Origin of the sequence: Enterobacter sp. DC4, assembly GCF_000568095.1 — a bacterium.
Classification (GTDB): Bacteria; Pseudomonadota; Gammaproteobacteria; order Enterobacterales; family Enterobacteriaceae; genus Enterobacter; species Enterobacter pseudoroggenkampii.
The window spans coordinates 414,598-437,614 of record NZ_AZUB01000004.1 but is presented as its reverse complement, the minus strand read 5'-3'; the positions used below and the strand labels follow the sequence as shown (position 1 = coordinate 437,614).

The 23,017-nt window shown below is 58.8% G+C and carries 20 protein-coding genes; 11 read left to right on the top strand and 9 right to left on the bottom strand.

Annotated features, from left to right (window positions below; genetic code table 11):
* The 4 genes from P349_RS10060 to iolB are packed head-to-tail and all read left to right on the top strand — an operon-like array spanning nucleotide 1 to nucleotide 4,787.
* Complete coding sequence (locus P349_RS10060; RefSeq protein ID WP_032646810.1) at nucleotides 1-1,134, top strand: Gfo/Idh/MocA family protein; 1,134 nt, start codon at nucleotides 1-3, stop codon at nucleotides 1,132-1,134.
* A gap of 12 nt (nucleotides 1,135-1,146) precedes the next feature.
* Nucleotides 1,147-3,051, top strand: a complete 1,905-nt coding sequence (locus P349_RS10065; RefSeq protein ID WP_032646808.1) for a bifunctional 5-dehydro-2-deoxygluconokinase/5-dehydro-2-deoxyphosphogluconate aldolase — start codon at nucleotides 1,147-1,149, stop codon at nucleotides 3,049-3,051.
* A gap of 11 nt (nucleotides 3,052-3,062) precedes the next feature.
* Nucleotides 3,063-3,953, top strand: coding sequence for a myo-inosose-2 dehydratase (iolE, locus tag P349_RS10070; RefSeq protein WP_024907546.1), 891 nt, complete (start codon nucleotides 3,063-3,065; stop codon nucleotides 3,951-3,953).
* 9 nt (nucleotides 3,954-3,962) lie between these two features.
* Nucleotides 3,963-4,787 carry a 5-deoxy-glucuronate isomerase gene (iolB, locus tag P349_RS10075; protein WP_032646807.1) on the top strand — a complete coding sequence of 275 codons (825 nt, stop codon included), beginning with the start codon at nucleotides 3,963-3,965 and terminating at the stop codon, nucleotides 4,785-4,787.
* Here iolB and P349_RS10080 read toward each other — a convergent pair.
* Entirely contained in the window at nucleotides 4,753-5,967 is a 1,215-nt protein-coding gene (locus P349_RS10080) for an MFS transporter (RefSeq protein ID WP_032646805.1), read from the bottom strand. The two genes, iolB and P349_RS10080, sit on opposite strands and share 35 nt — an antisense overlap.
* A gap of 116 nt (nucleotides 5,968-6,083) precedes the next feature.
* On the opposite strand from P349_RS10080, the gene P349_RS10085 reads away from it, so the two are divergent.
* Nucleotides 6,084-6,527 carry a winged helix-turn-helix transcriptional regulator gene (locus P349_RS10085; RefSeq protein ID WP_032646804.1) on the top strand — a complete coding sequence of 148 codons (444 nt, stop codon included), beginning with the start codon at nucleotides 6,084-6,086 and terminating at the stop codon, nucleotides 6,525-6,527.
* 13 nt (nucleotides 6,528-6,540) lie between these two features.
* Here the strand turns inward: P349_RS10085 and P349_RS10090 are convergent, their stop codons facing one another.
* From P349_RS10090 to P349_RS10100, 3 genes are read right to left on the bottom strand one after another with little or no spacing between them, the layout of a single operon-like run.
* Complete coding sequence (locus tag P349_RS10090) at nucleotides 6,541-7,284, bottom strand: alpha/beta fold hydrolase (RefSeq protein WP_032646802.1); 744 nt, start codon at nucleotides 7,282-7,284, stop codon at nucleotides 6,541-6,543.
* A gap of 11 nt (nucleotides 7,285-7,295) precedes the next feature.
* On the bottom strand, nucleotides 7,296-7,763 hold the full coding sequence (locus tag P349_RS10095; RefSeq protein ID WP_032646800.1) for a DUF6130 family protein: 468 nt from the start codon (nucleotides 7,761-7,763) through the stop codon (nucleotides 7,296-7,298).
* Nucleotides 7,764-7,814: 51 nt separating this feature from the next.
* On the bottom strand, nucleotides 7,815-9,044 hold the full coding sequence (locus tag P349_RS10100; protein ID WP_032646799.1) for an MFS transporter: 1,230 nt from the start codon (nucleotides 9,042-9,044) through the stop codon (nucleotides 7,815-7,817).
* A gap of 97 nt (nucleotides 9,045-9,141) precedes the next feature.
* Here P349_RS10100 and P349_RS10105 point away from each other — a divergent pair, with 97 nt between their 5' ends.
* Nucleotides 9,142-10,032, top strand: coding sequence for a LysR family transcriptional regulator (locus P349_RS10105; RefSeq protein ID WP_032646797.1), 891 nt, complete (start codon nucleotides 9,142-9,144; stop codon nucleotides 10,030-10,032).
* Here the strand turns inward: P349_RS10105 and P349_RS10110 are convergent.
* On the bottom strand, nucleotides 10,029-10,217 hold the full coding sequence (locus P349_RS10110; protein WP_021241815.1) for a YfgG family protein: 189 nt from the start codon (nucleotides 10,215-10,217) through the stop codon (nucleotides 10,029-10,031). The genes P349_RS10105 and P349_RS10110 overlap by 4 nt on opposite strands.
* Before the next feature lie 351 nt (nucleotides 10,218-10,568).
* Between P349_RS10110 and P349_RS10115 the strand changes: the two genes are divergently transcribed.
* Nucleotides 10,569-12,809 carry an EAL domain-containing protein gene (locus P349_RS10115; RefSeq protein ID WP_032646796.1) on the top strand — a complete coding sequence of 747 codons (2,241 nt, stop codon included), beginning with the start codon at nucleotides 10,569-10,571 and terminating at the stop codon, nucleotides 12,807-12,809.
* 4 nt (nucleotides 12,810-12,813) lie between these two features.
* Here P349_RS10115 and ppx read toward each other — a convergent pair whose 3' ends face one another.
* The 4 genes from ppx to purM all read right to left on the bottom strand — a co-directional run bounded on the left by ppx (nucleotide 12,814) and on the right by purM (nucleotide 18,299).
* Nucleotides 12,814-14,352 (bottom strand): exopolyphosphatase, encoded by a 1,539-nt coding sequence (gene ppx / locus P349_RS10120; RefSeq protein ID WP_024907553.1) that lies wholly within the window; start codon nucleotides 14,350-14,352, stop codon nucleotides 12,814-12,816.
* A 3-nt stretch (nucleotides 14,353-14,355) separates the two neighbouring features.
* Nucleotides 14,356-16,416, bottom strand: coding sequence for a polyphosphate kinase 1 (ppk1, locus tag P349_RS10125; protein ID WP_024907554.1), 2,061 nt, complete (start codon nucleotides 16,414-16,416; stop codon nucleotides 14,356-14,358).
* Nucleotides 16,417-16,623: 207 nt separating this feature from the next.
* On the bottom strand, nucleotides 16,624-17,265 hold the full coding sequence (gene purN / locus P349_RS10130) for a phosphoribosylglycinamide formyltransferase (RefSeq protein ID WP_032646794.1): 642 nt from the start codon (nucleotides 17,263-17,265) through the stop codon (nucleotides 16,624-16,626).
* Nucleotides 17,262-18,299: a phosphoribosylformylglycinamidine cyclo-ligase gene (gene purM, locus P349_RS10135; protein WP_024907556.1), complete on the bottom strand. Its 1,038-nt coding sequence runs from the start codon at nucleotides 18,297-18,299 to the stop codon at nucleotides 17,262-17,264. Before purM ends, purN begins: the two co-directional genes overlap by 4 nt.
* A 266-nt stretch (nucleotides 18,300-18,565) precedes the next feature.
* Between purM and P349_RS10140 the strand changes: the two genes are divergently transcribed.
* The 4 genes from P349_RS10140 (at nucleotide 18,566) to P349_RS10155 (ending at nucleotide 23,011) form a co-directional block, all read left to right on the top strand.
* Entirely contained in the window at nucleotides 18,566-19,996 is a 1,431-nt protein-coding gene (locus P349_RS10140) for a 6-phospho-beta-glucosidase (RefSeq protein ID WP_032646791.1), read from the top strand.
* 215 nt (nucleotides 19,997-20,211) lie between these two features.
* Entirely contained in the window at nucleotides 20,212-20,838 is a 627-nt protein-coding gene (upp, locus tag P349_RS10145) for a uracil phosphoribosyltransferase (RefSeq protein ID WP_008501641.1), read from the top strand.
* A gap of 86 nt (nucleotides 20,839-20,924) precedes the next feature.
* Nucleotides 20,925-22,214, top strand: a complete 1,290-nt coding sequence (uraA, locus tag P349_RS10150) for a uracil permease (protein WP_032646790.1) — start codon at nucleotides 20,925-20,927, stop codon at nucleotides 22,212-22,214.
* A 95-nt stretch (nucleotides 22,215-22,309) separates the two neighbouring features.
* Nucleotides 22,310-23,011 carry a DnaA inactivator Hda gene (locus tag P349_RS10155; RefSeq protein ID WP_166792068.1) on the top strand — a complete coding sequence of 234 codons (702 nt, stop codon included), beginning with the start codon at nucleotides 22,310-22,312 and terminating at the stop codon, nucleotides 23,009-23,011.
* Nucleotides 23,012-23,017 lie beyond the last annotated feature (6 nt).

Genomic DNA, 23,017 nt, shown 5'->3' with positions numbered 1-23,017 from the left:
ATGAAAGAGGTTCGTATTGGATTGATTGGTACCGGGTATATCGGCAAGGCGCACGCTATCGCCTATGCCCAGGCCCCGACGGTGTTCAACCTGCGCGGCAGGCTGGTGCGCGAGATGGTGGCGGAAGTCACGCCGGAGCTGGCGGCAGCGCGCGCGCAGGCGTTTGGCTTCAACCGCTCCACCGGCGACTGGCGGGCACTGGTGGCCGACCCGGCGATTGACGTGGTGGATATTTGCTCACCCAACCATCTGCATAAGGAGATGGCGCTGGAGGCGATCCGCCACGGCAAGCACGTCTACTCGGAGAAGCCGCTGGCGCTGAACGCCCACGACGCGCGCGAGATGGTCGACGCCGCGAAGCGGGCCGGGGTGAAAACGCTGGTGGGGTTCAACTACATGAAAAACCCGACGGCGCAGCTGGCGAAGGAGATTATCGCCCGCGGCGAGATTGGCGAGGTGATCCACTTCTACGGCACCCACAACGAAGACTATATGGCCGACCCGCGCTCGCCCATTCACTGGCATTGCTTTAAAGAGACCGCCGGGCTGGGGGCGCTGGGCGACCTCGCGGCGCATATCGTCAATATGGCCCAGTACCTGGTCGGGGAGATTGAGCAGGTCTGCGGCGACCTGAAGATTGTGGTCCCGGAACGCCCGGCGAAGGCCGGCTCGTCGGACATGGTTGCCGTCGAAAACGAGGATCAGGCCCACGCGATGGTGCGCTTCGCGGGCGGGGCGCAGGGCGTGATTGAAACCTCCCGCGTTGCCTGCGGCCGCAAGATGGGGCTGTCGTACGTCATTACCGGCACGAAAGGCGCCATCAGCTTCACCCAGGAGCGCATGGCCGAGCTGAAGCTCTATCTGCATGACGATCCGGTAAACCGTCAGGGGTTCCGCACCTTACTCGTCGGCCCTGCGCACCCGGACTACGCCGCGTTCTGCATGGGCGCAGGCCACGGGATTGGCTTTAACGATCAAAAAACGGTGGAGGTGCGCGATCTGGTGGACGGAATTGCCGCCGACGCGCCGATGTGGCCGGACTTCGAAGAGGGCTGGAAGGTGTCGCGCGTGCTGGACGCGATCGCGCTCTCGCACCGGGAAGGCCGCTGGCTGAACGTGAACGACATTGTCTGATGAGGTATCAACGTGGAAAAGCAGTTTGATGTGATATGCATGGGCCGCGTGGCGGTAGACCTCTACAGCCAGCAGATTGGTGCCCGTCTGGAGGACGCGTCGAGCTTCGCCAAATATCTCGGCGGGTCGTCGGGCAACGTGGCGTACGGCACCGCGCGTCAGGGTTTACGTTCGTCGATGCTGGCGCGCGTCGGCGATGAACATATGGGCCGCTTCCTGCGCGAAGAGCTCAACCAGGTGGGCTGCGATACCAGCCATCTGATCACCGATAAAGACCGCCTCACGGCGCTGGTGCTACTCGGCATTAAAGACCGGGACACCTTTCCTCTTATTTTTTATCGCGATAACTGCGCGGATATGGCGATTACCGCCAGCGATGTGGACGAAAGCTACATTGCCTCCGCACGTTGTCTTGCCATCACCGGGACTCACCTTTCTCATTCTCAGACCCGCGAGGCGGTGCTGACGGCGCTGGGCTATGCCCGCCGTCACGGCGTGCGCACGGTGCTGGACATCGACTACCGTCCGGTGCTGTGGGGGCTGACCTCCTTAGGCGACGGTGAAACGCGCTTTATCGCCGCCGATAAGGTCACCCGCGAGCTGCAGGAGGTGCTGCACCTCTTCGACGTCATTGTCGGCACCGAAGAGGAGTTTCACATTGCGGGCGGCAGCACGGAGACCCTGCAGGCGCTGGGGCAGGTGCGCTCAGTCAGTGAAGCTACGCTGGTCTGCAAACGCGGTGCGCTCGGCTGCTCGGTCTACACCGACGCCATTCCGCCCCGGCTGGACGACGGCCTGACGGTGACCGGCGTGCGCGTGGAGGTGCTGAACGTCCTCGGGGCGGGGGACGCGTTTATGTCCGGCCTGCTGCGCGGCTACCTGAACGACGAGGGCTGGGAGCAGGCGTGCCGCTACGCCAACGCCTGCGGCGCGCTGGTGGTCTCGCGCCACGGCTGCGCTCCGGCGATGCCGAGCAAAATCGAGCTGGATGACTATCTCTCCCGCGCTGCGAACGTGCCGCGCCCGGATCTCGACCCGCGTCTTAACCACCTCCACCGGGTGACCACCCGCCGCCGCGAATGGCCGGAGCTGTGCGTGATGGCCTTCGACCACCGCAGCCAGCTTGAGGATATGGCGCTGCAGTGCGGCGCGTCGCTTAAGCGCATTCCGGCGCTGAAGCAGCTGATCCTGCAGGCCAGCCGCGAGGCGGCGAGCCGCGCGGGGCTGGAGGGCAAAGCCGGTCTGCTGTGCGACGGCACCTTTGGTCAGGACGCGCTGAACGCCATCACCGGGGAAGGGTGGTGGATTGGTCGCCCCATCGAGCTGCCGGGGTCGCGTCCGCTGGAGATGGAGCATGGCAACATCGGCACCCAGCTCATCAGCTGGCCGCAGGAGCATGTGGTGAAGTGCCTGGTCTTTTTCCATCCGGAAGACGCTCACGGCCTGCGCCTGGAGCAGGAGCAGAAAATCGCCGAGGTATACCACGCCTGCTGCCAGTCCGGGCACGAGCTGCTGCTGGAGGTGATCCTGCCCGCAAGCATGCCGCGCAGCGACGAGCTCTATCTGCGCGCTATCTCCCGCTTCTACAACCTCGGCATTTACCCGGACTGGTGGAAGCTGCCGCCGCTCTCCGCCGACGGCTGGACGGCGCTGAGCGAGATTATCGAACGTCGGGACCCGCACTGCCGCGGGGTGGTGATCCTCGGTCTGGACGCCCCGGCGGAACAGCTGCGCGCCGACTTTAAAGCGGCAGCGGGGCAGACGCTGGTGAAAGGCTTCGCCGTGGGGCGCACGCTGTTTGGCGATGCGTCCCGCGCGTGGCTGAAGCACGATATTGACGATGCGCAGCTGGTGGCGCGCATCCGGGACAACTACCTGCAGCTTATCGCCTGGTGGCGCGAGCGCGGACACGCATAATGGAGACGACAATGAGTGTACAACTGGGCATTAACCCGCTGACGTGGACGAATGACGATCTGCCTTCTCTCGGCGCGGAAACGTCGCTGGAGACCTGCCTGAGCGAAGGGAAAGAGGCCGGTTTCGCCGGTTTCGAGCTGGGCAATAAGTTCCCGCGCGAAGCGCGCCTGCTTGGCCCCATCCTGCAGCGCCACGACCTGCAGCTGGTCTCCGGCTGGTACTCCGGCCGCCTGCTGGAGCGCAGCGTGGAGGAGGAGATCGCTGCCGTGCAGTCCCACCTGACGCTGCTGCGCGAGCTGGGGGCGAAGGTGCTGGTCTTTGCGGAAGTGAGCGGCTGCATTCACGGCGAGCAGCAGACCCCGGTGCACCTGCGCCCGCGCTTCCCGCAGGCGCGCTGGAAAGAGTACGGCGAGAAGCTCACCGAATTTGCCCGCTACACCCAGCAGCAGGGAGTCCAGATTGCCTACCATCACCATATGGGCACGGTGATTGAGTCCGCCGACGACGTGGACAACCTGATGACCCACACCGGCGACGCGGTGGGGCTACTGCTTGATACCGGCCATCTGACCTTTGCCGGGGCCGATCCGCTGGCGGTGGCGCAGCGCTGGGCGTCGCGCATCAACCACGTTCACTGCAAAGACGTGCGCGCCGACGTGCTGGCGGACGTGAAAAACCGCAAAACCAGCTTCCTCGACGCGGTGCTGAGCGGCGTGTTTACCGTGCCGGGCGACGGCTGTGTGGATTATCCGCCGATTATGCGGCTGCTGAAGGCGCAGGACTATCACGGCTGGCTGGTGGTCGAGGCCGAGCAGGATCCGGCCATCGCCCATCCGCTGACCTACGCCCGTCTGGGATATAACAACCTGAACCGCCTGGCGCGCGACGCCGGACTGATTTGAGGAGGTGACATGTCACGTCTGTTATCACGCTGGCAACAGCCGAACGCGGAGGGACGCACCCAGTCCGTCACGCCGGAAAGTGCAGGGTGGGGGTACGTCGGCTTTGAGGCGTATGAGCTGCAGGAGGGGCAGACGCTGACGCTGCCCGCCGTCCGCGAAGAGCGCTGTCTGGTGCTGGTCGCCGGACGCGCCTCCATCAGCACGCCTTCCGCGCAGTTTAGCGACATCGGTGAGCGGATGAGCCCGTTCGAGCGCATCAAGCCGTGGGCGGTGTACGTCACCCCGCAGGAGACGGTGCAGGTGAAGGCGCTGACGACGCTGGAGCTGGCGGTCTGCGCCGCGCCGGGCAAGGGCACGCATCCGACGCGGCTGATTGCCCCGCAGGATATCGACGGTGAGGCGCGCGGCAAGGGGCACAACCAGCGCTATGTGCATAACATTTTGCCGGAAGACAAGCCTGCTGACAGCCTGCTGGTGGTGGAGGTATGGACCAACGAGGGCTGTACCAGCTCGTATCCGAGCCACAAACACGACACGGATAACCCGCCTCAGGAGACGTATCTGGAGGAGACCTACTATCATCGCCTCAACCCGGAGCAGGGGTTCTGCATGCAGCGGGTTTACACCGACGACAGAACGCTGGATGAGTGTATGGCAGTCTATAACCGTGACGTGGTCATGGTGCCGAAGGGCTACCATCCGGTGGCGACGATGGCCGGGTATGACAGCTACTACCTCAATGTGATGGCGGGGCCGGTGCGCAAATGGATGTTCACCTGGGAGGAGGACCACGCGTGGATTAATCGGGATTATCCCGCGGATGGTGGTAGCTAACGCGGGTTAGCCACCAGAACACCAGCGCCAGCAGGCTGACCGAGGCGCCAAGCAGGCAGACGCCCGGCCAGCCGGCAAAGGCATACGTCATCGTCGTGCCGAGTGCGCCGAGCCCGCTGCCGGCGGCATAAAACAGCATGTAAAGCCCGACCAGCCGGCTGTGCACCTCGGGACGGGTGCGAAAGATCATGCTCTGGTTGGTGACGTGCAGCGCCTGTCCCCCCAAATCGAGCAGTATGATGCCGATAAGCATGATCCCGAGTGAACGGTCCATCAGCGACAACGGCCACCATGCCAACAGCAGCATCACCAGCGCCGCGGCGCTGGTGCGTTGGGCATATCCCCGATCGGCCCAGCGTCCTGCCCGGCCAGCCGCCAGCGCCCCCACCGCGCCTGCCAGTCCAAACGCGCCAATCACGGTATGCGAGAAGCTAAAGGGCGGAGCGCTCAGCGGCAGCACCAGCGCACTCCAGAAAATGTTGAACGATGCAAACATCAGCAGCGCCAGCACGCCGCGTATCTGCAGCACTTTTTCCTGCCGTAACAGTGTAAGCATTGAGCCAATCAGCCGCGGGTAGCTCATCGTGGCAGTGACGGCTGGCAGAGTGGGGAGCCTCCACCACAGCGGTAACGCAATGATGAGCATCAGCGCGGCGGCACACAGATAAACCCCGCGCCAGCCCGCGATATCGCTGATGCCGCCAGCAAAGACGCGCGCGAGCAGCAGACCCATGAACACGCCGCCCTGCGCTGCGCCGACAACGCGGCCTTGTTCATGCGGGGACGCGGCGCTGGCGGCGTAGGCAATCAGCCCCTGTGTCATGGCCGTACCCAGCATACCGGTCGCAAGCATACCGAAAAGCAGCGCCGAGGGGGACTGTGCCAGGCTGACGGAAACCAGCGCAACCACCAGAGCAATCAGCTGTATTGCCATCAGCCCTCGACGATCCACTTTGTCACCCAGAGGAACCACAAGCAAAAGAGCCAGCGCGCAGCCAATTTGTGTCGCGGTCACCACGCCACCCACGGCCGCATGGCTGATGCCGAAATCGTTCGCCAGCGCGTCAAGCAAAGGCTGGGCGTAATAGACATTTGCCACGCTTAAGCCGCTGGCAGTGGCGAACAGCCAGACTATGCTGCGTGGCATGTCGGCTGAAAGAGGGGCTGATGTCACTGACATGTTTAACGTTCCTTGCCTGAGATAACCTGGTTTTAAAATGAAACTGGTTGAATGCTAGGTCATGTGGTTTTAAAATGCAACTGGTTGCGGGGTGGCCTTTGCGAGGAGAATACGAGATGTCCCAAAAGACGGTTAAAGCGGAATATTGTCCCGTTGCCCGCAGCGTCGAGGCGATCGGGGATCGCTGGTCGTTGCTTATCGTGCGCAATGCATTTGACGGCATGACGCGCTTCGGGGATTTTCAGCGTAGCCTCGGGGTGGCGCGCAACATCCTTTCTGACCGGCTTCGCAAGCTTGTAGATGCGGACATCCTGACGTTACAGGGGGCATCAGACGGCACGGCGTATCAGGAATATGTCCTGACCGACAAAGGTGAGAGCCTTTTCCCCGTGGTCGTGGCGCTGCGTCAGTGGGGAGAACAGCATCTGTTTGCGCAGGGCGAGCGCCACTCGCTGTTGGTCGACAGGCGGACGGGCAAGCCGGTTCCCTTTATGGCGCCAGCAGCGCAGGACGGCACTGCGCTGCTGCCTGGGGATACGGAAGTGCAGAAAGTTGAATAAGCCGCCGCTGTTGTTAATTGCTCCTGATCGCCTGCTCAATCGTGCGGGCAACGATCTGCGGCTGGCTCACCATCGACACGTGGCTTGCCGTCACCTCTGCGGTTTTCGCATGGATCGTCTTTGCCATCGCACGCTCAAGATCGGGGTTGATCATTCGATCATTCTTGCTGACCACAAACCAGCTCGGTTTATCATGCCATGCCGCGTGGGCGACCTTTTCACCAAACGCCTCGGCCTTAATCGGCCCCTGCGTCGCTGCAATCGTGTTTTGAATGTCTGGCGTCACATCCGGCGCGAAATCCTTCCTGACGGCGTCCGTTGGCAGATATAAATAGCCGTCCGCCGTTTTGGCAATGCCCGCGCTGCCCGGCGGCGCAGGGAATCTTTCTGCCAGATCCGCCGTCGACTGACCGGAATCCGGCGCGAACGCCGCCACATACACCAGTGATTTTACTCGCGCATCGTTGCCTGCTTCGCTAATCACGGTGCCGCCCCAGGAGTGACCCACCAGTACGACATCCCCCTGGGCGCGTTCGATGGCTCGTCGCGTGGCGGCAACGTCATCTTTTAGCGACGTGAGCGGTAGCTGGACGGCAATGACCTCTGCGTGCTGTTTCTGCAACAGGGTAATGACCTTATTCCAGCTGCTGCCGTCGGCAAATGCGCCGTGTACCAGCACGACGCTGGTTTTGCTCTGTGCAAAGGCACTGGCGGAAAGCGCCAGCAGGCCTGCCGTCAGTACAGACAGTGCTTTCATTTTCAGATTCCTTAAAAATGGTGGACCGCCGCGTGGGGCGGGACGGTGAATTCAAGGGTTTTATGGTCGAGCGGCTTATGCGTCGGGTCGGCCAGAATAATGGTCACCTTGTGTTTCCCTGCGGGCAGCCCCACCAGGATCACCGGCTCTCCGCTGGCGTCAGCCCAGTGCCATGGCGCATCGTCCACCACCACGTGAATGTGCCCGATGCGCGGGGTGACCTTGAGCGCGTCGGGCCCGAACACCGGCTCGATGCGCAGGTTTTCGGCACGGTACTGTATAAACACCGCGCCTTTGCTCAGCGGCCCGGCAAGCGGCGGATCGACGATCAGTTTTGCAGGCGGTTGCGGCTGTGCCAGTGGCGCAACGGCGGCGGGGCCGTTAACGTCCGCGGCGCTCAGATTGTCCAGCGGTGTGGCCTGGACACGTGCTACAGATGTCAGGACAAGCAGGGGGAAAAGTACATAGCGACGAATCATTGCTCTCTCTCCTCATCGGTTCTCAATGGCGACAGGGAAAGAAAACCATTTTTATGTATCGGAGATATTTGCCGGAGGGGGCGTTTTGTACTCGTTTGTCACCGTGGCCCGCGGGATACAGTGCGATACACTTTGCCTTCCGGGACGGCGCACAATGGCTATCGCCAGCCCGGCAATCACCAGCGTCAGCCCCGTTGAAACCCACATTGCACCCGCGATCCCCAGCGTTTTATTCAGCCACGCATAGGCAAACGGCGAGGCTGCCGCCATCAGCTGGCCGGGGATAAGCAGCATGCCGGTGCGGCGGGCATAGCTTTCCGCGCTGAACAGTTCCAGCGGCAGCGTGGCTTTCACGATGGTGACCAGCCCGTTCATGGCGCCATAGCCCAGCACAAACCCGGCCGCACACCACACAAACAGAGCGCTGCTCAACCCCAGAAGAAAGCAGAGCGGCATGGCGAGCGCGGTAAAAAGCGTGAGTTTGAAGGGGGTTAAACGGGCACCCGCCAGCACTTCCAGCGAGCGAGCAGCCGTCTGGCCGATCCCCCACAGCATGCCGATGGCGACCGGCAGGCCGAAGTGGGCAATAAACTCCGGCAGATGGGTGGAGGTGCCGTTAGAGACAAAGGTGATGAGGGCAATGAAGGCGGCATAAAGCCAGCCATTGCGCCGCTCGTTGTGCAGAGGCGGCGCGGCGACCTTTGTCGTCACCGTCAGCCGCTGCCGGGGAAGCGTTCTTATCAGCGTCGCGCTCAGCAGGCCGAAGAGAGCATAGACGCGCAGCGCCTCCTGCCAGCTCATCACCTGAAGCAGAGCATCGCCCAGCGGCCAGAAGACGGCGGAAGCCAGCCCACCCGCCAGCGTGACGCGTGAGATCGTTCTTCGCGCCTGCTGCCCGTAGAGATTCACCAGCGCGGCGAAGAGCGCATCGTACAGCGACAGGCGCATCCCTACACCGGTGATCAGCCAGGCGCAGTACCAGCCAAATAGCGTCTGGGTATACGCCATACAGGCGCAGCTTGCGGCGATCAGCAGCGTGCCGCTCATCACCACCGTCTGGCCGCCAAAGCGTGCCAGCAGGCGGGCCACAAAGGGGGAAACCGCCGCCATCACCAGCATCGCCAGCGTCAGGCCGAGGTAAATCTGCGGTGACGACCATCCCCGGTCGGCTGCAATGGCCAGCGCAAAGGTGCCGGGCATATAAAACGAGATCCCCCAGTTGATGAGTTGATTACATCCCGCCATGAGAGCGAGGCGGCGTGGCAGGGCAGGTGTTTCCATTATTTTTCATTCCGTTATGTAGTTGTCCTGAGCATAACGGGCGCGGTATTGTGCTGGCAGGGCCGTAACCTTATGCGCGGTATAAGAGAAACTTTGAATGACGACGCTTAATCTGGGCTATCTCGCCACCTTCCGTCTGGTGATCCAGCGCGGCAGCTTTTCAGCGGCAGCGGACGTGCTGGGCATTTCACAGCCCGCCGTCAGCCTGCAAATACGCCAGCTGGAGCAGTTTCTGCAAACGCGGCTGGTAGAGCGTACCGGGCGGGGGATTAAGGCGACGGCCGCCGGGCAGGCTTTGCTGACGCATGGGGAGCGTATTCAGCAGGCGGTGGATGACGCCATCCGGTCCGTGAGTGCGTTCAGTCACGACGTGAGCGGCACCATTACGCTTGGCACGGGGGCAACGGCCTGCATCCATCTTCTCCCGCCCCTGCTGGAGCAGCTGCGCCGCGACTATCCGCTCCTGAGCGTGGGGGTGACAACGGGCAACACCCTCGACATCGTCAGGGCCATCGAAGAGAACCGTCTCGATGTGGGGCTGGTCACGCTGCCGGTGAGCGGCAGAGCGCTGGACGTCATGCCGGTGATGGACGAAGAGTTTGTGTTTATCGCCTCGCGGGAGCAGCAGGATGTTTTCCGGGATTTCACGCCGGAGGCGCTGCACGCTCATCCGCTGATTGCCTTTGAATCAGGCAGCGGGACCCGGGCGCTGATCGACGGCTGGTTTGCAGCCAGTGGATTGGCGATCGCGCCGGTGATGCAGCTTGGCAGCATCGAGGCGATCAAACGCATGGTTCGCGCGGGGCTGGGCTACAGTATTGTGCCGCGCATGGCGGTCGAACAGGATGTCGATCGTGAAGGGCTATGCGTGATGTCGCTGATGCCCATGCTGCAGCGGCAGCTGGCGGTGGTCATGCGGCAGGATAAAATCCTCAGCAAAGGGATCGCGGCCCTTATTCGGCTCGTGCAACATCCTTCGGCGGTTTAGCGGTCAGCGGTGTCGACGGTCAGGCTGGATTGCTGCGACTGGGTTTTGTCCTGATGGTGGTACCAGGCGCCAATCGAAGAGTAAACGAAGCGGCCAAAGAAAAACAGGAAGCTGATGAGCAGTATGATGCGGGTCATTCGGGTGTTAAATCGATGTCGTTTGCGCATACGCGTGACCTGACTCACTCTGTTTTTCCTGGGTAAGCCCTTTTGGGCGATAAGGATATTAAGGCACAGCGGGAAGATGGGGTCAATTCTGTGATGTGTAAATAACCGTCAATGTTTACATTAATTAATGTTATTGAGATTAATTAATACATTTACCATATTGATAATATGAAGAAAATAATTGTAGAAAAACGTCGCAAAACGTTATTTGCGTAAAGTAGTTTGATTTATGTCAACGGATTCCTGGCCCTGATATTTAAAATCCTTCCTCCACACTGTTCGCCCGGCACGCTGCCGGGCGGGACGTACGTCAGGTCGGATGCCTGTCTTTATTTCCCTCTGGAGCGATAGGGGTTTAACCGGGCATCTATGAACATTCTCGCTTTCCTGAAAAAAAATGAAAACCGCTGGTGGGCATTGCCGCTTATTTTACCGGTGGTTTTACTTCCCGTGCTGAGCATTGCGAATACGCTCACGCAGCTGGGCGACGGCATTGTGGCACTCTATTATTTACCCCTCTCATTTTTGCTTTCGCTGATGATGTTCTTTGGCCTGGAAGCGCTGCCCGGGATCGTATTGTCGCTGTTTATCCGCTATTACCCCTCGGTCGGGATGTTTGAAACCGTCGCCGGCGTGCTCCATTTTATCGTCCCTTTAGTGCTCAGCTGGGGCGGCTACCGGGTGTTTGCGCCCAGACGGAATATGACCGCGTACGGCGACATCCGGCTGATGGCGCAGCGCATCTTCTGGCAGGCCTTCTGCCCCGCGACGCTGTTTCTGTTGCTGTTTCAGTTTGCGGTGTATTTAGGCGTGTATGAGAGCCGCCAGAGCCTGGCGGGATTAAACCCTCTTAATATTCGCACGCTCATCAACTACCAGGCGCTGCTGGTCAGCGGACTGACGGGCGTGCCGCTGAGCTATCTGCTGATCCGCCTGATTCGTCATCCGCGCTATCTTAAAAGCCTTATCTCGCAGGTCCGTTCCCAGATAGACAAAAAGGTGACGATCGTTGAGTTTCTGGTGTGGGCAATCGCGCTTGGCGGGCTGCTTTCGCTGCTGCTGCTCCCGATGAATGAAAACAGCTCCATTTTTACCACCAACTACACCCTGTCGCTGCTGATGCCGGTGATGCTCTGGGGCGCGATGCGTTTTGGCTATAAGCTGGTGTCGCTGATCTGGATACCGGTGCTGCTGGTGTCTATTCACTATTTTTACCACTATATCCCGGTGAACCAGGGGTATGACATTCAGCTGGCGATCACCTCTTCCAGTTACCTGGTCTTCTCGTTTGTGGTGATTTATATGTCGATGCTGGCGACCCGGCAGCGCGCGGTGAACAAACGCTCCCGCAGGCTGGCGCTACTCGACCCGGTCGTCCATATGCCTAACCTGCGGGCGCTGTCGCGTGAACTGGCGAAAAACCCGTGGTCGGCGCTCTGCCTGCTGCGCATTCCGGAGCTGGAAATTCTGGGTCGAAATTACGGCGTGTTGCTGCGCATTCAGTACAAACAGCAGCTGGCGCAGTGGGTGAATGGCACGCTCCAGCCCAATGAGCAGGTGTATCACCTCACCGGGTATGACATGGCGGTACGGCTCAATGCGGAATCACACCAGCAGCGGATTGAAGCTCTGGACGAGCATATCAAACAGTTTCGCTTTGTCTGGGACGGAATGCCGCTGCAGCCGCAGGTGGGCGTGAGCTATTGCTATGTCCGCTCCCCGGTTAATCATCTTTATCTGGTGCTGGGCGAACTGGGCGTGGTTGCCGATCTGTCGCTCTCCTCCAACCATCCGGAAAATCTTCAGCAGCGTGGGGCCATCCATTTGCAGCGCAGCCTGAAGGATAAAGTCGCGATGATGAGCCGCCTGCAAAAGGCACTCGATAACGACGAATTCGCCCTGCTGGTTCAACCCGTTCGCGGCCTGCGTGGCGATCGCTATCACGAAGTTCTGCTGCGGATGCCGGATATCAACGGGCTATTGATCTCCCCCGACCAATTCCTGCCCGTCGCGCAGGAGTTTGGTCTCTCCTCGCGGGTGGATTTGTGGGTGCTGGAGCATACCCTGCGCTTCCTTGCAGCGCATCGTGAAACACTTCCCGGTCAGCGCTTTGCCATTAATCTGGCCCCGTCGACCGTGTGTCGGGTGCAGTTCCCGCTTGAGGTAAGTCGCCTGCTGGCAAAATACGCCATTGAGCCGTGGCAGCTGATTTTTGAGGTGACGGAGTGCAGCACCTTCGGCAGCGGGGAGCAGGCGCTACATATCCTCCAGCAGCTGCAGAAAATGGGGGTACGCATTGCGATTGATGATTTTGGTACCGGGTATGCAAGCTATGCGCGGCTGAAAAGCGTGGATGCCGATATTCTCAAGATTGACGGCAGCTTTATCCGCAATATCGTCAATAACAGCCTGGATTATCAGATCGTGGCGTCTATCTGCCATCTGGCGCGCATGAAGAAGATGCTGGTGGTGGCTGAGTACGTCGAGACGGAAGAGATACGTAGCGCGGTTCACGCGCTAGGTATCGATTATGTGCAGGGCTATCTGATTGGCAGGCCAGCGCCGCTTGAGTCACTGCTGGAAGCTGAGGCGTCCTGCGCGGACGCCTGAGCCGTTACGCGGCGACGTCGGCGCTCTCTTCTTCAATTTTGAGCAGCCAGCCGGTGACCGCTTCCCAGTACTGCTGCTCTTTTTCCAGGTCCAGCAGGACCAGCGCGTTCTGGCTGAACCAGTCGTGCGGGAAGCTCAGCGTCCAGTGATGGTCGTCGGTTTTAAGCTTCAGCGTGGGCGGCGTGGTGGTGGCCTGGCGCTGGTTATTGAGCAGCACGCCCAGGCGCAGCAGCTGAATAAGCGGCAGGAACTGCTTCTTCTTGAACAGCGTGAAGCGCGGCAGATCGTCGAGCTTGATGGCTTTGCGGTGATAACGCACCAGGGTCGCCATCATGGTTTGCTGCTCCTGGTTGAAGCCAGGCAGATCGCTGTTTTGCAGAATGTAGGCCGAATGGCGATGCATCCCGCTGTGGTTGATGTTCAGCCCCACTTCGTGCAGCATCGCGGCCCATTTTAACAGCGCGGCAAGCTGCGGGTGTGCGAGCTTCGGATTCTGTTCTTCCCACTGTTCGTACATCTGCACCGTGGTGTCCAGCACGCGCTTCGCCTGTTCGCGGTCGATGTTGTACTGGTTGGCCAGGCTTTGCGCGGTGCGGCTGCGAATATCCTGATGGCGGAAGCGGCCTTCCATTTCGTACAGCACGCCTTCGCGTAGCGCGCCGTCGGAAAGGCGCAGCTCTTTAATGGCGAGGGCATCAAACACGCCGCAGAGAATGGCCAGCCCCGGCACGAAGACCGCCTTACGCTCGTCGGAAAGACCCGGCAGGCTTAGGGCGTCAAAACTTTTATGCTTCAGCACTTCTTCGGTCAGCAATGTCAGGCGTTCAGGCGTGATAAACCCGTCTTTTTCACCCATCGCCAGCAGCACTTCATGCGCCGCTTTGATGGTGCCTGACGCGCCCAGCGCCACGTTCCAGCCCTGAATTCGGTACTGCCAGGCCAGGTTTTCCAGTTTCTGGACGGCCGCCATACGCGCACGCTGGAAGTTCTCGCGGGTGATGGTGCCGCCCGGGAAATACATCTGCGCGAAGCTGACGCAGCCCATACGGCGGCTTTCCACCAGGCGAGGCTCAAAGTCTTCACCGATCACAAGCTCCGTTGAGCCGCCGCCGATATCGATAACCAGCTTGCGCCCTTTTTCCGGCTGGGTGTGCTCAACGCCCATGAAAATCAGACGCGCTTCCTCGTTGCCGGAGATGATCTCAATCGGGTAGGGGATCACTTTTTCGGCCCGCTTGAGAAACTCTGGCGCGTTCAGCGCCTGGCGCAGTGTGTGGGTGCCCACAATGCACACGCTGGAGGGCGAGAAGCCCTGCAGGCGTTCAGCAAACAGCGACAGGCAGTTTAACCCACGCTCCATTGCCTCTTCGCTGAGCATGCTGCGTTCATCAAGGCCATCCGCCAGGTGTACCCGCTGCTTCAGACGACCGATGATCTGCAGCGCGCCATCCACCTCACGGGCGATGACCATGTGGAAACTGTTAGAGCCAAGATCGACCGCGGCGAATTCCTGCGGGCGTGGGGTCTTATCATTTATCGGCATAGGTTAATCGGGTTGCTCGAGTGATTTGATATAGTCGTAAATCGCCAGTTGCGACCGCACTTTGCGGCGGTTGCCACGCGGTACATAGCGGTTACTGAGTTCTTTGTCGATATAGCGTGCTTTCACGGTATCGCTGAACAGAATCTCGATGATGTCGAGGATCTGCTGCTTCAGGCGCGGATCCAGCAGCGGTGCCGCGACTTCAATTCGGTAGTCAATATTGCGCGTCATCCAGTCTGCCGAAGAGAGATAGACCTGTTTATCACCCGCATTATCGAAAATATAGACGCGATCGTGTTCCAGGTAGCGGTCAACAATGCTGATCACGCGAATATTGTCGCTGATGCCTTCCAGTTCCGGGATCAGCGAGCACATGCCGCGGATCAGCAGATTAACCGGCACGCCGGAGCTGGACGCCGCGTACAGCCTGTCCACCAGCCCTTTATCAACCAGGTTGTTAAGCTTCAGCGTGATGCCGGACGACAGCCCTTTCTGGGCATTGGCGATCTCTTTATCGATCATATCGTACAGCAGACGGCGCGAGTTCTGCGGCGAGACCAGCAGATAGTCAAAGTTCACCGGACGGTACGGGTTCTCAATAAAGTTAAAGACCCGGCGCACCTCGTTGGTGATGCGGGCATCGGCGGTCAGCAGCGAGTAGTCGGTATAGATTCGCGCCGTTTTCTCGTTAAAGTTCCCGGTACCGATGTGGGCGTAGCGCACCACCTCGTCGCCCTCTTTACGGGAGATGAGGAACAGCTTGGCGTGAATTTTTAGCCCTGGCGCAGAGAAGATGACGTGCACACCGGCTTCCGTCAGACGACGCGCCCAGTGAATGTTCGCCTCTTCGTCGAAGCGCGCCTGCAGCTCAACCACCACGGTGACTTTTTTGGCGTTGTGCGCCGCGTGGATCATCGCGTCGATGATGCGGGAATCTTTTGCCACGCGGTAGATGTTGATTTTGATCGCCAGCACGCTCGGGTCGAACGAGGCCTGACGCAGCAGTTCCAGCACGTGCTCAAAGGTGTGATACGGATAGTAGAGCAGGACATCGCGTTCGCGGATGGCGTCGAATCCGTTGCGGAATTTATCGAACCACAGATGGCGCAGGCGCGGCAGCGGCTTGTTCACCAGATTCGCTTTGCCGACGTTCGGGAAGCCAATAAAGTCTTTAAAGTTGTGGTAACGACCACCCGGTACGATGGAGTCATAGCGCGAAATGGTCAGCTTCTCGCGCAGCATTTCCACCATGGCGTCCGGCATATCGCGCTGATAGACAAAGCGTACCGGCTCGGCCGTCAGGCGCTGTTTCAGGCTGGACGACATCAGCTCCATCAGGCTGGCTTCCATCTCGTGCACCAGGTCATATTCGGCGTCACGGGTCATCTTCATCGAGTAGGCGTTTAACGCATCGTAATCGAAGAAGCCCTTGAAGATGTCGTCCAGACAGTAGCGCAGGATGTTATCGAGCAGGATCATCGGCTTGCGTCTGCGCGGGGTTTCCGGCGGCAGGTTCACAAAGCGCGGCACCTTGTCGGACGGGATTTCCAGCAGCGCGTAACGGATGGATTCACCGCGAATAATTTCCACGGCCAGATAGGTGTAGTCATCTTTCAGGAACTGCACCAGATCGGTTTCGCGGTTGATGAGAATCGGGGTAATGTGCTGGCGCAGGTACTGTTTAAAGTAGTGGCGCAGCCAGTTTTGTTGGTTAACGGAAAGCTGACGTTCGTTAATCAGGAAGATTTGATTACGCGCCATCTCCAGCAGCAGTTCGTTATACAGGCCGTCAAATTCCTGATCGGCTTTCAACACGCGGGACTGGATTTTGCCCAGCAGGTGCCGCGAGTGCGAGTTTAGACCCTGTTCTTCGCTGATGATGATGCGTCTTTTCAGCTCGGCAAAGCGAACCTTGTAGAACTCATCCAGGTTGTTGGAATAGATGCCCAAAAAACGCATGCGCTCGATCAGCGGGTTACTTTTGTCTGCCGCTTCCTGGAGTACACGTTCGTTAAATGCTAACCAGCTTAGCTCTTTCTCGATATATAACTTTTCCTGACCCATTACAGCTCACACTCCAGTTCAATCACAGGACGTGGTAAATCCGTCTCGTCCTTATTATGGCGAGCATTTCCACGATATGTCCAACAGTGCCAGAAAAGTATGACAGTTATTTTTTTTGTTGGGGATTTTAGAAGGTTGGAGAAGGGGATATCGGGTAATGCAATGAACAGGTCGGGTAAGCGCAGCTGCGCTACCCGACATAACAAACTACTCTTCCGCCGCATGACCTTGCGGGGGTAACTTCACGCCGTCCAGCCAGGCTGCGCCGTCGCGCATTTCGAGACGCCCGTCGACAAACCAGCTTACCACCAGCGGGTAGATGGCATGCTCCTGGGTCTGCACGCGTTCGGTCACGTCTTCTTCGCTATCGCCGTCAAAGACCGGGACTTTTGCCTGCAGGATCACCGGACCGCCGTCCAGCTCGTCGGTAACGAAATGCACGGAGGTGCCGTGCTCCTCATCGCCGTTTTCCAGAACCTGACGATGGGTGTGCAGGCCGGGATATTTCGGCAGCAGGGAAGGGTGGATATTCAGCAGACGTCCGGCGAAGTGTTCTACAAAAGCCGGGCTCAGAATACGCATATAGCCCGCCAGTACGACCACGTCCGGCGCGTAAGCATCAATCTCATGCACCAGCTCGCGGTCAAAGGCTTCACGCCCGGCGAACTGGCTGGCTTCCAGCGCGTGCGCAGGGATGTTCGCTTCCCGCGCGCGCTCAAGGCCGAACGCGTCGGCCTTGTTGCTGAAAACTGCCCGAATGGTGCCATTGATTTTCTTCTGTTTGCAGGCGTCAATTATCGCCTGCAAATTGCTTCCGTTGCCGGAAATGAGCACCACGATGTTTTTCATTCAATGACCACACGCTGTTCGGAATCGGAGGCTTTAATCGTACCGATTTTCCACGCGTTTTCACCTTTTTCAGTCAGCAGCTTGACCGCTTTATCCGCTTCGCTTGCCGGCAGGGCGATAACCATGCCCACGCCGCAGTTAAAGGTGCGGTACATTTCGTGGGAGCTCACGTTGCCTGCGGTCTGCAGCCAGTTAAACACGGCTGGCCACTGCCATGAGGATTCGTCGATCACCGCCTGGGTGTTGTCCGGCAGGACGCGCGGGATGTTTTCCCAGAAGCCGCCGCCGGTCAGGTGAGCGATAGCGTGAACGTCGACGTTCTCGATAAGCTCAAGCACGTTTTTCACGTAGATGCGGGTCGGGGCCAGCAGATGGTCAGCCAGCGGTTTACCGTCAAGCTCGGTCGTCAGCGGGTCACAGCCGCTCACTTCGATGATTTTACGCACCAGGGAGTAGCCGTTGGAGTGCGGGCCGCTGGAGGCCAGCGCGATCAGCACATCGCCATCGGCCACTTTGCTGCCGTCGATAATTTCTGATTTTTCTACTACACCGACGCAGAAGCCCGCGACGTCATAATCTTCGCCGTGATACATGCCCGGCATTTCCGCGGTTTCACCGCCAACCAGCGCACAGCCAGACTGCAGGCACCCTTCGGCGATACCGTTGATCACGCTTGCCGCGGTATCTACGTCCAGTTTGCCGGTCGCGTAGTAATCGAGGAAGAACAGCGGCTCTGCACCCTGAACCACCAGGTCATTCACGCACATCGCGACCAGATCGATACCGATCGTGTCGTGACGCTTTAAATCCATCGCCAGGCGCAGTTTAGTGCCTACACCGTCAGTTCCCGAGACCAGAACAGGTTCACGATATTTTTGCGGCAGCGCGCACAGTGCGCCGAATCCACCCAGACCCCCCATCACTTCCGGGCGGCGGGTTTTTTTCACCACACCTTTGATTCGGTCAACCAGCGCATTACCTGCGTCAATATCAACACCGGCATCTTTGTAGCTGAGAGAAGTTTTGTTGGTCACGGCTTAAATCCCCACGCGATTGCATAGCTAGTAAGAAAAATCGGCGCAATTCTAACAGTCCAGGCAAACGTTTGCGAGCCTATTCTGGACGTAGGGATCTTTTTTTACGCGCAGCCTGCCAGTGCGCCCAAACTTGCGTCTGTTCACGAAAATGAAACCGGTTTCGGTATTCTCCTTGCAACCCGAAACGGCTTTGCACATCATTCAACTGAAACCGGTTTCTGTAATTGTTTTTGCAGAAAATAACGCAGAATGAGGGAAAGTGAATGTCAGGATTTAAAGCAGATTTTCTGTGGGGCGGTGCGGTTGCGGCGCACCAGCTAGAAGGCGGCTGGAAAGAGGGCGGCAAGGGGGTGAGTGTGGCCGATGTGATGACCGCAGGCGCGCACGGCGTGCCGCGTGAAATCACCAACGGCGTGCTGGACGGGAAAAACTACCCTAACCATGAAGCCATCGATTTCTATCACCGCTATAAAGAAGACATCAAACTCTTTGCCGAGATGGGGTTTAAATGCTTCCGCACCTCTATTGCCTGGACGCGGATCTTCCCGAAAGGCGACGAGCTTGAGCCGAACGAGGCAGGCCTGAAATTCTATGACGACCTGTTCGACGAGTGTCTGAAGCACGGCATCGAACCGGTTATTACCCTGTCTCACTTCGAGATGCCGTTCCATCTGGTCACGGAATACGGCGGCTGGCGCAACCGTAAGCTGATCGACTTCTTCGTTCGTTTTGCAAAAGTGGTTTTCCAGCGCTATCAGCACAAGGTGAAGTACTGGATGACCTTTAACGAGATCAACAACCAGGCCAACTTCCACGAAGACTTTGCCCCATTCACCAACTCGGGGCTGAAGTACGCGCCGGGCGAAGATCGCGAGCCGGTAATGTTCCAGGCCGCGCACTATGAGCTGGTGGCCAGCGCGCTGGCGGTGAAGGCGGGGCGCGAGATTAACCCGTCCCTGCAGATCGGCTGCATGATTGCCATGTGTCCTATCTATCCACTGACCTGCGCGCCGGACGATATGATGATGGCGATGAACGCCATGCACCGCCGCTACTGGTTCACCGACGTGCACGTGCGCGGCAAGTACCCGCAGCATCTGCTCAACTACTTCGAACGTCGCGGCTTCGCGCTGGATATTACCGAAGAAGATAAAGCGGCGCTGACGCAGGGCTGCGTTGACTACATTGGGTTTAGCTATTATATGTCCTTCGCCACCAAGGCGACGGCGGACAACCCGCAGCTGGACTATGACGAGAGCAAGAGCCTGGTCTCTAACCCGTACGTGCAGAAATCCGACTGGGGCTGGCAGATTGACCCGGTGGGGCTGCGCTACTCCCTCAACTGGTTCTGGGATCACTACCAGCTGCCGCTGTTTATCGTTGAGAACGGCTTTGGCGCAATCGACGTGCAGGAGAGTGACGGCACGGTGAACGACCAGTACCGCATTGACTACCTGGCCGCCCACATCCGCGAGATGAAAAAAGCGGTGGTGGAAGATGGTGTAGACCTGATGGGCTATACCCCGTGGGGCTGTATCGACCTGGTGTCTGCCGGTACCGGTGAAATGAAAAAACGCTACGGCTTTATCTTTGTCGATAAAGACAATGAAGGAAAAGGCACGCTGAACCGCAGCAAGAAGAAGTCGTTCGACTGGTATAAGCAGGTGATTGCGAGCAACGGGGATAACCTGTAATTGTCGGGTGGCGCTAACGCTTACCCGACCTACAATACACGTAGGCCCGCGTAAGCGCAGCGCCACCGGGCAGAACCCGCACCCAAGCCGGAACTCAGCCTCCGGCTTTTTTGTCTTTGCTTGATCCCTGTCAAGCAACATGGGTATGGCCTAATCCGAAAAAAGCGGTATAATCCCGCGATTTTTTTGCGGATGCCATTCAGAGGAGAAAGAGAATGAAGATTGTGGAAGTGAAACACCCACTCGTTAAACACAAGTTGGGCCTGATGCGTGAGCATGACATCAGCACGAAGCGTTTTCGCGAACTGGCCTCTGAAGTCGGCAGCCTGCTGACCTACGAAGCGACCTCCGATCTGGAAACGGAAAAAGTCACCATCGAAGGCTGGAACGGCCCGGTGCAGGTTGAGCAGATCAAAGGTAAGAAAATTACCGTTGTGCCAATCCTGCGTGCCGGTCTCGGCATGATGGAAGGCGTGCTGGAGCACGTGCCAAGCGCGCGCATCAGCGTGGTGGGGATCTACCGTAACGAAGAAACCCTCGAGCCGGTTCCTTACTTCCAGAAGCTGGTGTCCAACATCGACGAGCGTATGGCGCTGGTGGTTGACCCGATGCTGGCAACCGGCGGTTCAATGATTGCCACCATCGACCTGCTGAAAAAAGCGGGCTGCAGCAGCATTAAAGTGCTGGTGCTGGTTGCGGCACCGGAAGGGATCGCGGCGCTGGAAAAAGCGCACCCGGACGTTGAGCTGTATACCGCCTCTATCGACCAGGGCCTGAACGAGCACGGGTACATCATCCCGGGGCTCGGCGATGCCGGCGATAAGATTTTTGGTACGAAATAATCGAATAACGATAAATAAGCCGACTTTGATAGTCGGCTTTTTTTTGAATAAAACACCAACAACGATACTACTCAGAGGAAAACACTATGACGCGCCGTGCTATCGGGGTGAGTGAAAGACCGCCGCTTTTACAGACTATCCCGCTTAGTTTGCAGCACCTGTTCGCCATGTTTGGCGCAACCGTGCTGGTGCCAATCCTGTTCCACATTAACCCAGCTACCGTGCTGCTGTTCAACGGCATCGGTACGCTGCTGTACCTCTTCATCTGTAAAGGCAAAATTCCGGCGTATCTCGGGTCGAGCTTCGCCTTTATCTCGCCGGTGTTGCTGTTGCTGCCGCTGGGTTATGAGGTCGCGCTGGGCGGCTTTATCATGTGTGGCGTGCTGTTCTGCCTGGTCTCCTTCATTGTGAAGAAAGCCGGTACCGGCTGGCTGGACGTGATGTTCCCCCCTGCGGCGATGGGCGCCATCGTGGCCGTCATCGGTCTCGAACTGGCGGGCGTCGCGGCGAATATGGCCGGTCTGCTGCCTGCTGACGGCCAGTCACCGGATTCCAAAACCATTATCATCTCGCTGGTGACCCTGGGCGTAACGGTGTTTGGTTCCGTGCTGTTCCGCGGCTTTATGGCGATTATCCCGATCCTGATCGGCGTGCTGGCGGGCTACGCGCTCTCCTTCGTGATGGGCGTGGTGGATACCACCCCGATTGCCGAGGCGCACTGGTTCGCGCTGCCAACCTTCTACACGCCGCGCTTCGAATGGTTTGCGATTTTCACCATTCTGCCTGCGGCGCTGGTGGTGATTGCGGAGCACGTCGGCCACCTGGTGGTAACGGCGAACATCGTTAAGCGCGATTTAATCCGCGACCCGGGTCTGCACCGCTCCATGTTTGCGAACGGTTTCTCCACCATCATCTCTGGTTTCTTTGGTTCTACGCCAAACACCACCTACGGTGAAAACATCGGCGTGATGGCGATTACCCGCGTCTACAGCACCTGGGTTATCGGCGGCGCGGCGATCATCGCCATTCTGCTCTCCTGCGTCGGTAAGCTGGCGGCAGCGATTCAGATCATCCCGGTTCCGGTGATGGGCGGCGTTTCTCTGCTGCTGTACGGCGTGATCGGTGCCTCCGGTATTCGCGTGCTGATTGAATCCAAAGTGGATTACAGCAAGGCGCAGAACCTGATCCTGACCTCGGTGATCCTGATTATCGGCGTGAGTGGCGCGAAGGTGCACATCGGCGCGGCCGAGCTGAAAGGCATGGCGCTGGCAACCATCGTCGGCGTGGGCCTGAGCCTGATTTTCAAGCTGATCTCCGTGATCCGTCCGGAAGAGGTGGTGCTGGACGCTGACGAAAGCGAAAAAGCGTCACACTGATCCTATAACCGGGTGGACGATCCGCCCGGTTCTCTCCTTGCAGGTTCCGTGTTAAACTCCATGCCGATTTTATGTCAGATCTGGTTGAGGTACTTCTGAACGGACCGGCACAGCTCTCTCTGCCACTCTATCTCCCTGACGACGAAACTTTCGCGAGTTTCTGGCCGGGTGATAACCCCTCTTTACTGGCTGCACTGCAAAACGTGCTGCGCCAGGAACACAGCGGATACATCTATATCTGGTCACGCGAAGGCGCGGGGCGCAGCCACCTGCTGCATGCCGCCTGCGCGGAGCTTTCGGCGCGCGGCGATGCGGTAGGCTACGTGCCGCTGGATAAACGTACCTGGTTCGTGCCTGAGGTGCTTGAGGGAATGGAACATCTTTCGCTGGTGTGCATTGATAATATCGAATGCGTGGCGGGGGATGAGCCGTGGGAAATGGCGATCTTTAACCTCTACAACCGCATTCTGGAATCGGGGAAAACCCGGCTGCTGATCACCGGCGATCGTCCGCCGCGTCAGCTGAACCTGGGACTGCCTGATCTGGCGTCTCGTCTGGACTGGGGGCAAATCTACAAGCTTCAGCCGCTATCGGATGAAGATAAGCTTCAGGCGTTACAGCTGCGCGCAAAGCAGCGCGGGTTTGAGCTGCCGGAGGACGTAGGGCGCTTCCTGCTGAAGCGTCTGGATCGCGAAATGCGCACCCTGTTTGATACGCTCGATCAGCTCGATCGCGCCTCCATTACCGCCCAGCGCAAGCTGACTATCCCGTTTGTGAAAGATATTCTAAAGCTTTGAGTTTTT

Excerpts from the sequence above, each read along its gene's own strand:
- purN (WP_032646794.1), bottom strand. The coding sequence starts at position 17,265 with ATGAAAAACATCGTGGTGCTCATTTCCGGCAACGGAAGCAATTTGCAG.
- iolB (WP_032646807.1), top strand. The coding sequence starts at position 3,963 with ATGTCACGTCTGTTATCACGCTGGCAACAGCCGAACGCGGAGGGACGC.
- upp (WP_008501641.1), top strand. The coding sequence starts at position 20,212 with ATGAAGATTGTGGAAGTGAAACACCCACTCGTTAAACACAAGTTGGGC.
- P349_RS10090 (WP_032646802.1), bottom strand. The coding sequence starts at position 7,284 with ATGAAAGCACTGTCTGTACTGACGGCAGGCCTGCTGGCGCTTTCCGCC.
- P349_RS10115 (WP_032646796.1), top strand. The coding sequence starts at position 10,569 with ATGAACATTCTCGCTTTCCTGAAAAAAAATGAAAACCGCTGGTGGGCA.
- ppx (WP_024907553.1), bottom strand. The coding sequence starts at position 14,352 with ATGCCGATAAATGATAAGACCCCACGCCCGCAGGAATTCGCCGCGGTC.
- iolE (WP_024907546.1), top strand. The coding sequence starts at position 3,063 with ATGAGTGTACAACTGGGCATTAACCCGCTGACGTGGACGAATGACGAT.
- P349_RS10080 (WP_032646805.1), bottom strand. The coding sequence starts at position 5,967 with ATGTCAGTGACATCAGCCCCTCTTTCAGCCGACATGCCACGCAGCATA.
- P349_RS10085 (WP_032646804.1), top strand. The coding sequence starts at position 6,084 with ATGTCCCAAAAGACGGTTAAAGCGGAATATTGTCCCGTTGCCCGCAGC.
- P349_RS10105 (WP_032646797.1), top strand. The coding sequence starts at position 9,142 with ATGACGACGCTTAATCTGGGCTATCTCGCCACCTTCCGTCTGGTGATC.
- P349_RS10140 (WP_032646791.1), top strand. The coding sequence starts at position 18,566 with ATGTCAGGATTTAAAGCAGATTTTCTGTGGGGCGGTGCGGTTGCGGCG.
- P349_RS10100 (WP_032646799.1), bottom strand. The coding sequence starts at position 9,044 with ATGGAAACACCTGCCCTGCCACGCCGCCTCGCTCTCATGGCGGGATGT.
- ppk1 (WP_024907554.1), bottom strand. The coding sequence starts at position 16,416 with ATGGGTCAGGAAAAGTTATATATCGAGAAAGAGCTAAGCTGGTTAGCA.
- P349_RS10095 (WP_032646800.1), bottom strand. The coding sequence starts at position 7,763 with ATGATTCGTCGCTATGTACTTTTCCCCCTGCTTGTCCTGACATCTGTA.
- P349_RS10060 (WP_032646810.1), top strand. The coding sequence starts at position 1 with ATGAAAGAGGTTCGTATTGGATTGATTGGTACCGGGTATATCGGCAAG.
- uraA (WP_032646790.1), top strand. The coding sequence starts at position 20,925 with ATGACGCGCCGTGCTATCGGGGTGAGTGAAAGACCGCCGCTTTTACAG.